The 15,215-nt window shown below is 45.5% G+C and carries 12 protein-coding genes; 9 read left to right on the top strand and 3 right to left on the bottom strand.

Going from position 1 to position 15,215, the window contains the following annotated elements:
* Positions 1-40: 40 nt before the first annotated feature.
* Positions 41-3,502: a transcription-repair coupling factor gene (mfd, locus tag AB4623_RS03265; protein WP_372145748.1), complete on the bottom strand. Its 3,462-nt coding sequence runs from the start codon at positions 3,500-3,502 to the stop codon at positions 41-43.
* A 6-nt stretch (positions 3,503-3,508) separates the two neighbouring features.
* Positions 3,509-4,078 (bottom strand): hypothetical protein, encoded by a 570-nt coding sequence (locus AB4623_RS03260; RefSeq protein ID WP_017065300.1) that lies wholly within the window; start codon positions 4,076-4,078, stop codon positions 3,509-3,511.
* Positions 4,079-4,305: 227 nt separating this feature from the next.
* Between AB4623_RS03260 and lolC the strand changes: the two genes are divergently transcribed.
* Genes lolC through lolE form a run of 3 tightly spaced genes read left to right on the top strand, consistent with a single transcriptional unit; the run spans position 4,306 to position 7,444 of the window.
* On the top strand, positions 4,306-5,514 hold the full coding sequence (lolC, locus tag AB4623_RS03255) for a lipoprotein-releasing ABC transporter permease subunit LolC (RefSeq protein WP_372145747.1): 1,209 nt from the start codon (positions 4,306-4,308) through the stop codon (positions 5,512-5,514).
* Entirely contained in the window at positions 5,507-6,199 is a 693-nt protein-coding gene (gene lolD, locus AB4623_RS03250) for a lipoprotein-releasing ABC transporter ATP-binding protein LolD (protein WP_372145745.1), read from the top strand. Before lolC ends, lolD begins: the two co-directional genes overlap by 8 nt.
* Positions 6,200-7,444 carry a lipoprotein-releasing ABC transporter permease subunit LolE gene (gene lolE, locus AB4623_RS03245; protein WP_017060231.1) on the top strand — a complete coding sequence of 415 codons (1,245 nt, stop codon included), beginning with the start codon at positions 6,200-6,202 and terminating at the stop codon, positions 7,442-7,444.
* 205 nt (positions 7,445-7,649) lie between these two features.
* Here lolE and AB4623_RS03240 read toward each other — a convergent pair whose 3' ends face one another.
* Positions 7,650-8,162, bottom strand: a complete 513-nt coding sequence (locus AB4623_RS03240) for a DUF2062 domain-containing protein (protein ID WP_017060232.1) — start codon at positions 8,160-8,162, stop codon at positions 7,650-7,652.
* Between the two features lie 17 nt (positions 8,163-8,179).
* On the opposite strand from AB4623_RS03240, the gene AB4623_RS03235 reads away from it, so the two are divergent.
* The 6 genes from AB4623_RS03235 (at position 8,180) to cmk (ending at position 15,190) form a co-directional block, all read left to right on the top strand.
* Entirely contained in the window at positions 8,180-10,510 is a 2,331-nt protein-coding gene (locus AB4623_RS03235) for a DNA internalization-related competence protein ComEC/Rec2 (protein WP_372099813.1), read from the top strand.
* A gap of 31 nt (positions 10,511-10,541) precedes the next feature.
* Positions 10,542-12,290: a lipid A ABC transporter ATP-binding protein/permease MsbA gene (gene msbA / locus AB4623_RS03230; RefSeq protein ID WP_248640654.1), complete on the top strand. Its 1,749-nt coding sequence runs from the start codon at positions 10,542-10,544 to the stop codon at positions 12,288-12,290.
* 13 nt (positions 12,291-12,303) lie between these two features.
* Positions 12,304-13,311: a tetraacyldisaccharide 4'-kinase gene (gene lpxK, locus AB4623_RS03225; protein ID WP_029235494.1), complete on the top strand. Its 1,008-nt coding sequence runs from the start codon at positions 12,304-12,306 to the stop codon at positions 13,309-13,311.
* Positions 13,292-13,471, top strand: a complete 180-nt coding sequence (locus AB4623_RS03220) for a Trm112 family protein (RefSeq protein ID WP_004736429.1) — start codon at positions 13,292-13,294, stop codon at positions 13,469-13,471. Before lpxK ends, AB4623_RS03220 begins: the two co-directional genes overlap by 20 nt.
* Positions 13,471-14,217 carry a 3-deoxy-manno-octulosonate cytidylyltransferase gene (gene kdsB, locus AB4623_RS03215; RefSeq protein WP_017060236.1) on the top strand — a complete coding sequence of 249 codons (747 nt, stop codon included), beginning with the start codon at positions 13,471-13,473 and terminating at the stop codon, positions 14,215-14,217. The genes AB4623_RS03220 and kdsB overlap by 1 nt, the downstream gene beginning before the upstream one ends.
* Before the next feature lie 292 nt (positions 14,218-14,509).
* Positions 14,510-15,190 carry a (d)CMP kinase gene (gene cmk / locus AB4623_RS03210; protein WP_017060237.1) on the top strand — a complete coding sequence of 227 codons (681 nt, stop codon included), beginning with the start codon at positions 14,510-14,512 and terminating at the stop codon, positions 15,188-15,190.
* Positions 15,191-15,215 lie beyond the last annotated feature (25 nt).

Raw genomic sequence — 15,215 nt, 5'->3', positions numbered from 1 at the left:
CTACCGGCTGGATAATTTATATGTGCAAGTGGATTGGGTCTTATGCTGAAGGCAGCAAGTTTTGTCTGAATTCGCCCAATAAATCACTAACAAATTGAATTCGCTTCCGTCTGTCGACCAATGGTATCGTAAACTTGAACTTTGTTGGTCCTTCCATTGAAAACTTTTGCGGTTGAGATTGCAACAGTTTAACAAGGTAGGTCGGGTTTATGTCAGCATCCGGGTAGAATTCTAAGAATCCACCCTTATCGTGGGCTTCAATTTTCTTCGCTTTGATAGACGCTGCGGCTAATTTTAGCTCAGAAACTGATAACAAGTTCTTGGTTGCATCAGGCAGAAGGCCGAAGCGATCAATCAGCTCGACTTTCAACTCTGCCAATTCGTCGGTGTCACTCACACTCGCAATACGTTTGTATGTTGATAAACGCGTGTTGATGTCTGGAATATAGTCGTCTGGCAATAGTGCAGGCAGACGCATCTCAATTTCAGTTTGTTCACGCAATAGATCATCAAGCGAAGGCTCTCGACCTTCTTTCAACGCTTCAACCGCTTGTTCAAGCATCTCCATGTACAAGGTGAAACCAACCGACTGGATTTGACCACTCTGTTCATCACCCAACAGCTCACCCGCACCACGAATCTCTAAATCGTGAGTTGCTAGGGTAAAGCCTGCGCCCAAGTCTTCGAGCGAAGCTATCGCATCCAATCGCTTGATCGCATCTTTGGTCATTGCTTTAGGGTGTGGCGTTAACAAGTAAGCATAAGCTTGGTGGTGCGAACGACCTACACGACCACGTAATTGGTGCAGCTGTGCTAAACCAAGGTTATCGGCTCTGTCCATCAAGATGGTATTTGCCGTTGGTACGTCGATACCGGTTTCAATGATGGTTGTACACACCAGTAAGTTGAAGCGCTGGTGGTAGAAGTCATTCATGATGCGTTCCAGTTCGCGCTCTCGCATCTGGCCATGAGCTACAGTCACGCGCGCCTCTGGAATCAGCTTTTGCAATGACTCTGCTGTTTTCTCAATCGTGTCGACTTGGTTGTGTAGGAAGTAAACCTGGCCACCACGCATGATTTCACGCAGCACCGCTTCTCTGACGATGGCATCATCACTCTCGCGAACGAAGGTTTTAATTGCCAAGCGTCGTGCGGGTGGTGTAGCGATGATCGAAAGGTCACGCATGCCACTCATTGCCATGTTCAGCGTTCGCGGGATCGGTGTCGCAGTAAGCGTTAGAATATCGACATCCGCACGCATCGCTTTCACTTTCTCTTTCTGACGTACACCAAATCTGTGTTCTTCATCGACAACCAGCAGGCCTAGGTCTTTAAACTTAATATCGCTCGAAAGCAGCTTGTGAGTCCCGACTAGGATATCCACTTTACCGTCGGCGACATCTTGCATGATTAGTTTTTGCTCTTTAGCTGATTTGAATCGGGATAGAACCTCAACACGAATCGGCAAGTTGGCGAAACGGTCACGGAAGTTTTCGAAGTGTTGCTGAGCAAGTAGAGTAGTAGGAACTAAAACCGCTACTTGTTTGCTGTTGTCGGTACAAACGAATGCTGCACGCATCGCGACTTCGGTTTTACCAAAGCCAACATCACCACACACCAAACGGTCCATGGCTTTGGCTTGGCACATATCAGACATAACAGCATTGATGGCCATCGCTTGGTCATCGGTTTCTTCAAACGGGAAGCCAGATTTGAAAGTCGCGTATTGGCCGCGGTCGAGTACAAACTTGTAGCCAGGTTTTAGCTCACGCTTAGCGTAAACATCAAGTAGTTCTGCTGCAACATCACGGACTTTCTCCGCGGCGCGTTTACGCGCTTTTTGCCACGCTTCGCCACCGAGTTTATGTAGCGGTGCAGAATCTTCAGCGCCACCCGAGTAACGCCCGATTAAGTTCAAAGAAGCAACTGGCACGTAGAGCTTGGCATCGTTTTGATACTCCAGCGTTACGTATTCTGTTTTCATGCCACCGGCTTCGAGTGTTTGCAAGCCGATGTAGCGACCAATACCGTGGTCAATGTGCACAACAGGTTGACCCGGTTTAAGTTCGGCTAAGTGACGAATGACAGTATCGCTGTTAACGCTTTTCTTGTCTTTCTTACGGCGCTGAACAACGCGATCACCCAACAGGTCGCTTTCACAGATAAGGGAGATGTTTTGCTCTTCGTGGATAAAGCCATGTTCCGCTGACCCTAGGATCAGGCTGAACTTATGTTTACCTTTAATCGCCGCATCGAGGTTTTCAACTTCGCTTGGACGAACTTTGATACCTCGAAGTAATTCACTCAGAGCCTCACGACGACCTTCTGACTCAACTGAAAAGACGACTTTGCCTTCGAAGGCTTCAGTGAACTTTCTTAGGTTTGCGAGTGGCTCTTTATTCTGATGCTGAACACTTAGATCAGGAAGAGACACAACCGGAAGGTTGGTACGTCCAGCTTTCTCTTCAATTGAATCTAAGCTCAGATTGACTTGTGGCTTCTGTTTGAAGTGTGCGAACAGCTCGTCTTTCTTCAGCCACAGTTGTTCAGGCGTGAGAAGTGGCCGTAATGGGTCAACACCGCGCTGTTCGTATCGATGAGCAACGTCCGTTAGGAATGAGTCTACTGCAGTCTCGACATCACCTAGAATCAGCAGTTGCGCTTCATCGGCAACGTAATCAAACAAGGTTTCTGTGTGATCGAAGAACAGTGGTTGCCAATACTCAATACCAGCAGGCCATGTGCCTTTAGATACCTGCATATAAACCGATTCTGGTTCGCGGCGGGCATCAAACTGTTGGCGCCAACGAATACGGAAATCTTCAATTGCCGTTTCCGAGGTTGGGAATTCGTGAGCAGGCAGCAGGCGGATCTCAGAGATGTCTTCAATAGAACGTTGGTTTTCAGGATCGAAGGTACGAATGGTATCGATCTCATCATCGAAGAAATCGATACGATACGGGTCTTTGCTGCCCATCGGGAACAGGTCGAGAATCGAACCACGACTTGCGTATTCACCTGGGCCAAACACTTGATCAACGTAGCGATAGCCTGACTTTTCAAGCTGTAGGCGCAGTTTCTCAAGCGAGTAGAGATCGCCCGTTTTCACCATTAACGTGTGTTGTAGCAAAAAGTCTCGCGGTGACTGGCGTTGCAATAACGTGCTGATCGGAACGATCGTGATGCCATCTTTTAGTGTTGGCAGTGCGTAAAGGCGTGCGATACGATCTGAGATGATCTCTTGGTGCGGCGAGAAGCTATCGTATGGCAGCGTTTCCCAGTCAGGGAATAATGCGACTTCATGTGCCGTAAACTGTTCAATTTCAGATTGAAGCTTAAGCGCCACTTGTGGGTCGGGTACAGCCAAGACGGTATGGCTGTTGTGTTGCTCTGCGAGTTTGGCAATGGCAAGAGCGAGAGACGAACCGACTAGGTTACCGATGTGCTTTTTGTCACCGGCACCTTTAAGTTTAGGTAGTGTAAATATGGATTTTTTGGTCATGTTAATTTACTTGTTATCTCGGTCTAGAGAGCGTTGACGCAAGAGTTTCTGTTGTTGATAAAGTGCCGCTTTAATTAGCAGGTCTTGGTCGGTATCGCGAAGATGAGCGTATTTAAATTTGATTTCGAAACCTGAGTCTTTCGCCTCGCTAGCAAATACTTCTGCGTAGCAATAAATGGCTGCAGCTGGGTGCTCTAGAAAAAGTTTGGCTTTTACTAAGCGACCCGGTTCGATGTCTGCTTTTGAAAAGCAGGAAAACTGACTCGCACCAAATGAATAGGTGTGAGTGCGAAATTTCTCATCATCTTGCTGCGATAACATAAAGCTCAACAAGAGGTTTAATTTTGAGTTTTGTGCATCCAATAAACTGGTGACATTCTTCAAGTCGCTGTTTTTCAGTTCCGCTCGAGCGCTGTCAGCTAACAGATCCAATTGGCTAAATTCACTTGCCACCACAAATGGTGCTGGGATCTCAGATTCGAATTGAATTTGAGAAGGTAAAGTGAAGCCGCTGTCCATTGGTTCAATATTAGCGGTAAGGCTATGGTGAACGGTGAAAAACTCTTGTTCTGTCATGCGTTAGTTCCTTGAAGTGATCTATTGATTATCGCTATGTGGCCGCAGTAATCAAGGTCAGTTAATTGAAAGTCTCAAATAGTTGTTTGAAATTTGGCTATTTGACAAGGTTCTGTTTTTCAAGCCTAACTAATTGAGTTAATTCACTCTATATTTTCAATTAACCCCTACACAGTAACAGCAATACCCGTTACATTAACCCGCATCCCCTTTAGATGGTTCAAAGTATGTTTCATCCTATTTCGTTGTTTGTTGGCCTACGCTATTTGAAAGGCCGTTCAGGTGATCGCTTTAGCCGTTTTGTTTCTTATATGTCGACGGCAGGTATCACCATTGGTGTGCTGTCTTTGGTTACTGTTTTATCGGTAATGAATGGATTCGAAGCGCAGTTAAAAGACCGAATTCTTGGAGTTCTTCCTCAAGCGGTGGTTTATGAGCAAGGTGGCACCACTTCTCTTTTTGCCCAAGCGCCTAATTTTGCAGAGCAAATCTCGCTTAATGGTCACGTTGAACCGATTGTCCGCAGTGAGGCAGTGATTCAGAGTCCGGCTCAATTATCTGCGGGTTTGTTAATTGGCATTGAACCCAATTCAGATGACCCTCTTCAGAACCACTTGATTGCGGGCAGATTGTCTTCACTTAAAGCGGGTCAATATCAGTTGTTCCTCGGTCATACTTTGGCGAGAAATTTGAAGGTATCTATGGGTGACAAAGTTCGCTTGATGGTGACCAGCGCTAGCCAATACACCCCATTAGGTCGTATTCCAAGCCAACGAAATTTCACCGTTGCCGGTATTTTCAATACAGGTTCTGATATCGACGCTCAACTGATGGTGACAGACATCCAAGACGCTGGGCGTTTGATGCGTTATAAATCAGACACTATTTCAGGCTGGCGACTATTTTTTGAAGACCCGTTTGAAGTCGCAGAGTTATCAACTCAGCCATTACCGGAAGGTTGGTTGTGGAGCGACTGGCGAGACCAACGAGGTGAGCTATTCCAAGCCGTTCGTATGGAAAAAAACATGATGGGTTTAATGCTTGGGCTTATCATCGGTGTTGCTGCTTTCAATATTATCTCAGCACTTATCATGGTGGTGATGGAGAAGCAGTCTGAAGTCGCGATTCTTAAGACCCAAGGCATGACTGATGGTCAAGTCATGGGGATCTTCATGGTTCAAGGCGCAAGTAGTGGCGTGATTGGTGCGCTCTCTGGTGGTGTGTTAGGCGTTGCTCTAGCGATGAACCTTAATACTATTTTAGAGGCGATGGGCGTTGCTCTATTCTCCTTTGGTGGACAGTTACCAATTTTGATTAACCCAATTCAAATCGCTGTTGTTGTGGTTCTGGCTATTGCACTTAGCCTGATTGCCACTGTATTCCCTTCTTATCGTGCATCGTCTGTGAAACCTGCTGAGGCCCTTCGTTATGAGTAATTTTCTTCAATGTAATGATATCCGTAAAACGTACCGTGAAGGCTCGTTAGATACTGAGGTGCTCAAGGGAGTCAGCTTTGACATCGAAAAGGGTGAGCTAGTAGCAATCATCGGTACCTCTGGCTCGGGCAAAAGTACCTTACTGCATATCTTAGGCGCATTAGACGATGCTTCTGCGGGCAGTGTGAGTTTTCTTGGTCAAGATTTAGCATCTTTGAGTTCGAATAAGCAGGCGAAGCTTCGCAACCAGCATCTTGGCTTTGTGTATCAGTTCCATCATCTTCTATCTGACTTTTCAGCTTTAGAAAACGTGGCGATGCCGTTATTGATTGGCGGCAAAAAGCCCGCTAAAGCAAAGCAAGAAGCACAACGTTTGTTGGACAAAGTTGGATTGAGTCACCGCGTGGACCACCGACCTTCAGAGCTTTCTGGTGGCGAGAGGCAACGTGTGGCGATTGCTCGTGCATTGGTGAATAAGCCTGCGCTAGTGTTGGCGGATGAACCAACCGGTAACCTTGACCATAACACCGCACTGTCTATTTACGACTTAATGCGTGAACTGAACCGTGAATACGATACTGCCTTTTTGGTCGTGACTCACGATGGTGAACTTGCCGGTAAGATGGATCGCCAACTTCACATGCAAGATGGTTTACTGGTCAACGTAGAAAAAGAGGAGAGCTAAGTGTTTTCCTCTTTATCTCTATTGATAGGCGGCCGATTTAGCCGTGCGAAACAACGAGACAAGATGGTGTCGTTCATCTCATTGTCTTCGACCATTGGTATTGCGGTTGGTGTCGCGGTGATCATTATCGGCTTATCTGCGATGAATGGCTTTGAGCGAGAGCTTCAATCACGAGTACTTTCTGTCATTCCTCATGGTGAATTTGAAGGCGTGAATGAGCCTGTGACTCGTTGGGAGCACGTGATTGAGGAGTCGGTTAAGCACGATAAAGTCGTTGCTGCTGCGCCTTATGTAAAAATTACAGCGCTTGCTGAAAAGGGCAAAGAACTCAAAGCAATTGAAGTTCGCGGCGTTGACCCACAACTTGAGCAACAAGTATCGAGCCTGTCGAGTTTTATCGATAAGCAAGCTTGGAGTGAGTTTAAAGCAGGGCAACAACAAATCATCTTAGGTTCTGGTGTAGCGAATGTGCTGGGTGCGAAAGTCGGTGATTATCTGACTTTGATGATTCCAGCGGTAAACGGTTCTGTGAAGGTTCAGGCGCCAAAGCGTGTTCGAGTGAAAGTGGTTGGCTTGCTGACGCTTAATGGCCAGATTGACCACAGCTTGGCTCTGATTCCGATTGGTGATGCTCAGGTCTACGCCAACTTAGGTGAGGCGGTAACTGGAGTCTCTTTAAAAGTGACCGATGTGCTGAACGCGAACTCTATTGTGCGTGAAGTGGGCAATCAGCTTGATGTGTATGTGTATCTACGAAGCTGGCAGCAGAAGTTTGGTTTCTTGTATCGAGATATCCAACTCGTTCGTACCATCATGTATCTGGTGATGGTACTGGTTATTGGTGTGGCTTGTTTCAATATTGTCTCGACGCTAATGATGGCAGTAAAAGACAGAGCATCAGAGATCGCGATTTTAAGAACCATGGGTGCATCAGACGGCCTTGTGAAGCGCATCTTTGTTTGGCAGGGCGTATTCTCAGGCGTGTTAGGCAGTTTAGTGGGCAGTGCAATAGGTGTGCTAGTCGCTCTTAATCTCACGACACTAATCAAAGGACTTGAAAAGTTGGTCGATCACCAGTTCTTGTCCGGTGATATCTATTTTGTCGACTTCTTGCCATCACAACTTGATATGACGGATGTTGTTGTGGTTTCCGGCACTGCGATTGTGCTGAGTTTACTGGCGACATGGTACCCAGCATCACGCGCGGCGAAGTTGAATCCAGCCTCAGTGCTGAGTTCTAAATAGCATTCGCCTAAATAACAGGCCGTCAGTTTTCAGTCGATACAAAAAAGGATCCCAGTGGGATCCTTTTTTATTGAATTCAATTCGTGTTCTTTACGACTTTCGTTACATGCCAATCTTGCAGAGGTAAGTAGCTCATCCGATTTTAACTTGTGTACGTTTTAAGTGAAGCGCATACAAGGTTAGATTGAATAACAAGAAATGGCGTTCAGTGCCTTGCTTGTCGCTTCTTCCAACTTCTTACTACTGAGTAGCGCCATAAACCGCGAATACCAAAGTAGCCAATCATTGCTGAAACCACGCCACAAATCAGACAACCCAATAAGAACGGAGGCCCTATAGTGCTCATTTGCGCCAAGATGAAGTCCCAAGACAATTCGAAATGGAAGGCTTGCGGTGGCACATGCATAACAAACGCCCCGACTTTATAAGCAAAGTAGAAGAGAACAGGCATGGTAACCGGGTTACTGATCCAAACAAGTGCGACAGCTAAAGGCAGGTTAACGCCACATGCGACAGCAAGGCCTGCAGACATAATCATTTGACTTGGTAGAGGGACAAACGCCATGAATAACCCAACAGCAAACGCGCCAGCCGCAGAGCGACGATTAAGGCACCATAAGTTGGGGTTGTACAAAACATTGCCAAAAACTTTCAATGCTTTCTGACGCTTGATTAGATCATGGTCAGGCATAAATCGTTTGATAAACTTTCTTGGCATAGGAGGAAGCTACTCTCTTGTTTAACACTTGGTTCTTGATTTCATTTGCTGCGACAGTTGTGTCTGCCAGCTTCTGGCCTGTGATGCCACATTGGGTTTGGGCACCATTGATGCTGTTGTTACTGCTAGCATCAACAAAGTATAGCGTTTTCCGGAGTGCAAGAGGTCCAGTAACAGCATTGATACTAGTTATCTGCCTAGGGAATGCGATTGAAATACAAACGAGTCGCTTATTCCAATCAGGGCAGAATACTACCATAAATGCGTCGGTTGTTAGCCTTTTTAGTGAAAATAGCCACGGTTTTGAAAGCGTAATAGTAGTCAGATCAATTGGCGGCGAAAAATTAATCTTTCCTCAATTGATAAAATTGCGTTTGTTTACTCCTTTCAAGCTAACGCTTGGAGATGATGTCTATTTATCGGCCTCAATAAAGCCGATATGGGGCAAACTCAACGAAGCCGGCTTTGACCGAGAAAAGTACTTGTTTAGTGCTGGCGTGGTTGCCAATGCAACTTACAGAGCTGAGACCAAGTACCGAATTCATTCTAGCACTAACTTGCGCGCCCGATGGTTTGAAACCAGCCTTGAAAGGTTAAGTCTGCTGGCAAATCAAGACCTCATTATGGCTTTGAGTTTTGGATATCGAGACCTTATTCCGCTTCAGCGGTGGGAATTGCTTAAAAGCAGTGGCTTGATTCACTTGATGGCTATCTCGGGGCTGCATATTGGGATTGCCTTTGGTATTGGCTATCAGATTGGCAAGATATTCAGGCTACTTTCCCCTTCATTTCTTTGGTTACCTACAATATTCGGGCTCGGCTTGGCGTATTTCTATAGTTGGTTTGCTGGGTTCACGCTGCCAACCTTGAGAGCTTTGGTGATGTGCGTTATCGCGAGTTATTTCTTGTGGCGTGGGCAAAATATCAGTTTGCTTCGGTATGTTACTTTAAGTGTGTGCGTGGTTCTGCTGATTTGGCCGTTTTCAGCTTTGTCGAGCAGTTTTTGGTTGTCCTTTGGTGCATTGGGCGCTGTTTTCTATATCGCCTGTAATACTCAGCGCTCAGCTTCAAGCTTTACATTTATCGACCACGCACTCCAACTTATTAAGCTTCAACTGATGCTGACATTCCTTATCGCGCCTTCCTCGATGTTGTTTTTCAAAGGAGTCAGTTTAGTCTCTGTTTTCTACAACTTGTTCCTTTTGCCTTGGGTATCGATGGTGACGATCCCGCTGTTGTTTCTGGCAATGTTTCTAAGCTTAATATCGGAGTCAGTGTCTGGCGTGGTTGGTATAACAGCGCTAGACAATGATTTGGTCAGTCAGCTGTGGAAGTTAGTCGACTTATCGCTTGAGCCTCTCGTATTTAGTCTTCCTTTCTCTGAGCGATTTTGGATCCAAGTCGATAATCAGACGATTGCATTATCAGTATTCCTTATCTTGTTTTTGAGCTTTGTTAGTCGGTATTTCAAGCGAACATTATCGATATTGGTAACTGCAGTGTTTGTGCTGTGGTGGGAGTTCAGCAAACCCCAGCAAGACAAACTAACTATTGATATCTTGGATGTTGGGCATGGGTTGTCTTTGGTCTTGGAAAAGAACAATCAGATTGTTGTTTATGATCTTGGCAATGCGTGGCCAGGAGGCTCGGTTGTTGAGTCTTTGTTGATTCCTACTTTGAATCAGCGGGGGATTTATGAATTAGAAGGCGTGATTGTGAGTCATTTCGATTCTGACCATGCTGGTGGTTATCCGGCATTACTTGAGAACTATACGCCAAAGTGGATAAGAACCAGTCAGAACATTATTCAAGAACGCCAATCTATCACTCAAGCCCCGTCTAATATTCAAACATGTACTATTGGAGAGGTTTGGAACTGGCAAGATGTTGTTTTTGAGGTGTTGTGGCCGCCTAAGCAAGTAAAGAGGGCGTATAACCCACATTCGTGTGTGGTCAAGATCTCAGATCATAGTGCTGATTTCTCAATGTTGCTCACTGGTGATATTGAACTGGTAAGTGAGTGGTTACTTGCTCGTGAAGGAGAACAGCTAAGGAGTGATGTTATGTTGGTTCCGCATCATGGCAGCGATTCGTCATCGATTAAGTCGTTTATTGAGGCGGTGTCTCCTCAGCTGGCGATAGCTTCTCTTGCCAAAGGCAACCAGTGGGGAATGCCGAGTGAGTTTGTTATTGAACGTTATCAGGAAGCGGGGAGTACTTGGCTAGATACTGGAGAAAGCGGACAAATAACCATCACTCTTAGCAAAGAAGGTTGGCAATATCATGCGATTAGAGAACAACAAGGCGGGCAGTGGTATAGGCAGATGCTCCGTAAGGGAGTAGAATAGATAGATTATTGTGAGAAAATTAAGCGATTCTATGTCAACACAAACAGATGAAACTACCTGGGTCACATTTAAAAGACTTTGGACTTATATTCGATTATATAAGGCCGGCCTAGGTGTTGCGGTAATTGCGCTTATTATAAATGCCGTTTCTGATACCTATATGATTTCCTTACTAAAGCCGTTACTTGATGAAGGCTTTGGTAATGCTGAATCTGACTTTTTACGTACACTTCCACTTATTATCTTTGCCATGATGTTCGTTCGTGGCGTCAGTGGCTTTGTTTCAACCTATTGCTTGAGTTGGGTCTCTGGCAATGTGGTGATGGAAATTCGTCGTAAGATTTTCAGCCATTTCATGCACATGCCTGTTTCTTTCTTCGATAAAGAACAGACAGGCGCATTGCTATCTCGAATTACTTACGATTCAGAGCAAGTGTCTGCAGCAACCAGTAAAGCGTTAGTCAGTATTGTCCGTGAAGGTGCAAGTATTATTGGCTTGTTGACGCTGATGTTCTGGAATAGCTGGCAGTTGTCTTTAGTTCTATTTGCTGTCGCACCCGTTGTCGCTTGGGCTATTACCATAGTTTCTAAGCGATTCAGAAAGATCTCTAAAAATATGCAGACAAGTATGGGCCATGTGGCGTCGTCTGCAGAGCAAATGTTGAAAGGACATAAAGTAGTTCTAACTTATGGTGGTCAAGACATAGAGAAGCAACGTTTTGATCAAGTTAGTAACCAAATGCGCCAACAGAGTATGAAGTTAGTAACAGCACAAGCAGCCGCTAACCCAATAATTCAGATGATTGCGTCTGTTGCCGTTGTGACTGTGTTGATCTTAGCTAGCTTTGACTCTATTCGAGCTGAGTTAACCCCCGGCACATTTACTGTTATTTTCTCTGCGATGTTCGGCTTAATGCGCCCATTAAAAGCACTAACTAGTGTAACGTCTCAGTTCCAACGCGGTATGGCAGCGAGTACAACTCTATTTGGTTTGATGGATCTAGATACTGAGCAAAACAAAGGGACGTTGAAGCCTGAATCTGTAACGGGTGAAGTTGCAGTAAAAGATGTCACGTTTACTTATGAAGGAGCAGAGAAACCAGCACTTGATAAGGTCAGCTTCAATATACCGAAAGGTAAAACGGTTGCGCTTGTTGGGCGTTCTGGCTCGGGCAAGAGTACCATTGCCAACCTATTTACTCGTTTTTATGATGTAGACTCAGGTTCAATTGAGCTTGACGGCCACGACATTCGTGATTACGAATTGAGAAACCTGCGGGAGCACTTTGCTCTTGTATCTCAAAATGTGCACCTATTTAATGATACGGTCGCGAACAACATCGCTTACGCCGCACACGATGAATATTCCCGCGAACAGATTGAACATGCAGCTAAACTTGCCCATGCGAGTGAGTTTATCGAAAACATGGAAAACGGTATTGATACGGTTGTTGGCGAGAATGGTGGTAATCTATCAGGTGGTCAAAGACAGCGAATTGCGATTGCACGAGCGCTATTGAGAGATGCACCAGTTTTGATTCTTGATGAGGCAACGTCTGCACTGGATACCGAGTCAGAGAGAGCGATTCAATCTGCACTAGAAGAACTGCAGAAAGACAAAACAGTATTAGTTATCGCACACCGACTCTCTACGATCGAGCAAGCTGATGAGATTCTAGTGGTTGATGATGGTCATATTGTAGAAAGGGGCGCACATGCTGAGCTAATCGCGCATGATGGTGCTTATGCACAATTACACCGAATTCAGTTCAGCGGATAAATTAGGTTTTGTTGTGATCGAAAAGATTTGGTTTAACAATCACCCGTTGAAATATCTTCTCTGGCCGCTATTGTGGCCACTGAGTCTGCTGTTCAAATTGATTAGTGGTCAACGTCGTGATGCTTACCTCTCTGGGAAGAAAGAGACCTACCGCCCGCCTTTACCTGTTATTGTTGTGGGCAATATTACCGCTGGTGGAAATGGTAAAACCCCGGTTGTGATTTGGTTAGTAGAAATGCTTCAGGCTCACGGCTTTAAACCTGGAGTTGTGTCTCGTGGTTACGGTGCAAAAGCACCAAGCTATCCGTTAGTGTTGAATGAAAATACGCCAGCAGAGCATTCGGGTGATGAACCTCGCTTGATTCGTAAGCGAACTGGTGCGCCAGTCGCAGTCGACCCTGTGCGAGCTAACGCAGTGAAAGCATTGCTGAGCAAAGGTGTTGATGTGATTATCACTGACGATGGCCTTCAGCATTACGCGCTTGAACGCGACATTGAATTTGCAGTTATCGACGGCGCAAGACGCTTTGGTAGCGAATGCCTAATTCCTTTAGGCCCGTTAAGAGAGCCTGTATCTCGTTTAGATGAAGTCGACTTTTTGGTTAACAATGGCGGTAAAGCGCATGGGCGAGAGTTCTCGATGTCTTTGCTTCCAAGCCAAGCGGTTAACCTAAAGACTGGTCAGAAAAGGTCTGTGGCTGAATTACAGAAGCTGGTTGCTTTTGCCGGTATTGGCCACCCACCGCGCTTTTTTAAAACATTGGAAGATCTTGATGGTGATGTGGTATTCACACAGGGTTTCGCCGATCATCAAGATTTTGATAAAGATGAACTTCATGCCTTAGCTAAGAAAGGTATGAATCTGATTATGACAGAAAAAGACGCTGTAAAATGCGAAGAATATGCTCAAGATAACTGGTGGTATCTTCCAGTTTCTGCGCAGTTCGATGAAGATTCGCAACAGCAAATTTTAAAAAGAATAAAAGAGGTTATGGAATACTATGGATCACCGTCTACTTGAGATCGTTGCTTGCCCTGTATGTAAAGGTAAACTAACTTTTGACAAGGATAAGCAAGAGCTTGTTTGTAAAATTGATCGCCTTGCTTACCCAATTAAAGAGGGTATTCCTGTTCTTTTAGAACCTGAAGCTCGCACCGTTTCTATGGATGAGGGTAAGTAATGTCTTATACGGTTGTTATACCTGCAAGATACCAATCGAGCCGTTTACCAGGGAAGCCACTTGCTGACATTGGTGGAAAGCCGATGATTCAATGGGTATACGAACAGTCAATGAAAGCGGGTGCCGATAACGTTATTATCGCTACCGACGACGCTCGAGTTGAAAAAGCGGCTAAAGCATTTGGCGCGACCGTTTGTATGACATCACCGAATCACGAATCGGGCACTGAACGCCTAGCTGAGGTGATTGAAGTTATGAATATTCCTGATGATCATATTATCGTGAATGTTCAAGGTGATGAGCCACTTATCCCACCTTCGATCATTAATCAGGTTGCCAACAATCTTGCTAACAGTACAGCTCCGATGGCAACGTTAGGTGTGGAAATCACTCATGCTGATGAAGTGTTTAACCCTAATGCCGTTAAAGTTGTAACCGATAAAGACGGTTATGCCTTGTATTTTAGCCGAGCAACCATCCCTTGGGATCGCGATGCTTACGCGAACAACGGTACTGCAGCGGAATCTCCTTTGCTTCGTCATATTGGTATCTATGCTTACCGAGCGGGTTTTATCAATACCTACATTAACTGGGAACCAAGCACTCTTGAACGTATTGAGTGCCTAGAGCAATTACGAGTACTTTGGTACGGTGAAAAAATCCACGTAGACGTTGCGGCGGAAGCACCTGCGGCTGGTGTTGATACGCCTGAAGACCTAGAAGCGGTTCGAGCTATTATTGGTTAAGCTTCTTTGAGCGAATTCTTGTTTGCTCTACAAAATGAAAAATCATGAGCCTTGCCTATTGCGAGGCTTTTTTCTATCTACCGAAAAGTGCGCTATCGAAAAGCGCGTGTGTGTCTTATTGACCTAAGCAAACGGATATTGGGATAGTTGCATTGGTTTATGCATCATCAACACGGAATTATCTGAGATTTACCTCGCTCGAGTTCCAATTTTTCTCTATAATATGCCGCCTATAAAGTAGTGGCGAATCGCTAGTACAGAATAAAACTTACGACAAAACGTGGAGTAAAAGATGCCTTCTCAAAGCCCAGTGATTACGGTTGATGGACCAAGTGGTGCAGGTAAAGGTACCCTGTGTATGTTGCTAGCAGATAAGCTAGGCTTTCATCTTCTAGACTCAGGCGCGATCTATCGCGTATTGGCTTTAGCGGCAATTCACCATGGTGTGGATACTGAATCAGAGGATGCTTTAGTACCGCTTGCTACACACTTAGACGTGCAGTTTATTGCTGAAGGCGACTTAGTTAAGGTTATCCTAGAAGGTGAAGATGTGTCTGGTGAACTTCGTAAAGAAGAGACAGGCATGGCGGCTTCAAAAGTTGCTGCTTTACCTCGCGTTCGCGAAGCACTGCTTCGTCGTCAACGTGCATTCAGCGCTGCGCCTGGTTTGGTTGCAGATGGTCGTGACATGGGAACGGTTGTGTTTCCTGAAGCTGAAGCGAAAATATTTTTAGATGCAAGTGCTGAAGAGCGTGCGAGTCGCCGCCTTAAACAGTTGCAACAGAAGGGGTTAGATGTTAAATTTGACGACCTTTTGAGCGAGATCCAAGAGCGAGACGACCGAGATCGTAATCGCCCAGTGGCGCCACTTCGCCCTGCAGAGGATGCTCTAGTGCTTGATTCCACCTCAATGAATATTGAGCAGGTAGTAGAAAAAGCACTACACTATATTGAATCGAAACTGGCTGGGTAATTTCGCCGAGCTAGTACGAACGTTG

This window comes from Vibrio sp. 10N.222.52.C12, assembly GCF_041474215.1.
GTDB classification, from domain to species: domain Bacteria; phylum Pseudomonadota; class Gammaproteobacteria; order Enterobacterales; family Vibrionaceae; genus Vibrio; species Vibrio crassostreae_C.
The sequence above is the reverse complement of the archived record's forward strand: the minus strand, read 5'-3'. Positions and strand labels throughout refer to the sequence as shown.

Coding starts and splice junctions, on each gene's coding strand:
- mfd (WP_372145748.1), bottom strand. CDS start 3,502: ATGACCAAAAAATCCATATTTACACTACCTAAACTTAAAGGTGCCGGT.
- AB4623_RS03260 (WP_017065300.1), bottom strand. CDS start 4,078: ATGACAGAACAAGAGTTTTTCACCGTTCACCATAGCCTTACCGCTAAT.
- lolC (WP_372145747.1), top strand. CDS start 4,306: ATGTTTCATCCTATTTCGTTGTTTGTTGGCCTACGCTATTTGAAAGGC.
- lolD (WP_372145745.1), top strand. CDS start 5,507: ATGAGTAATTTTCTTCAATGTAATGATATCCGTAAAACGTACCGTGAA.
- AB4623_RS03240 (WP_017060232.1), bottom strand. CDS start 8,162: ATGCCAAGAAAGTTTATCAAACGATTTATGCCTGACCATGATCTAATC.
- msbA (WP_248640654.1), top strand. CDS start 10,542: ATGTCAACACAAACAGATGAAACTACCTGGGTCACATTTAAAAGACTT.
- AB4623_RS03220 (WP_004736429.1), top strand. CDS start 13,292: ATGGATCACCGTCTACTTGAGATCGTTGCTTGCCCTGTATGTAAAGGT.
- kdsB (WP_017060236.1), top strand. CDS start 13,471: ATGTCTTATACGGTTGTTATACCTGCAAGATACCAATCGAGCCGTTTA.
- cmk (WP_017060237.1), top strand. CDS start 14,510: ATGCCTTCTCAAAGCCCAGTGATTACGGTTGATGGACCAAGTGGTGCA.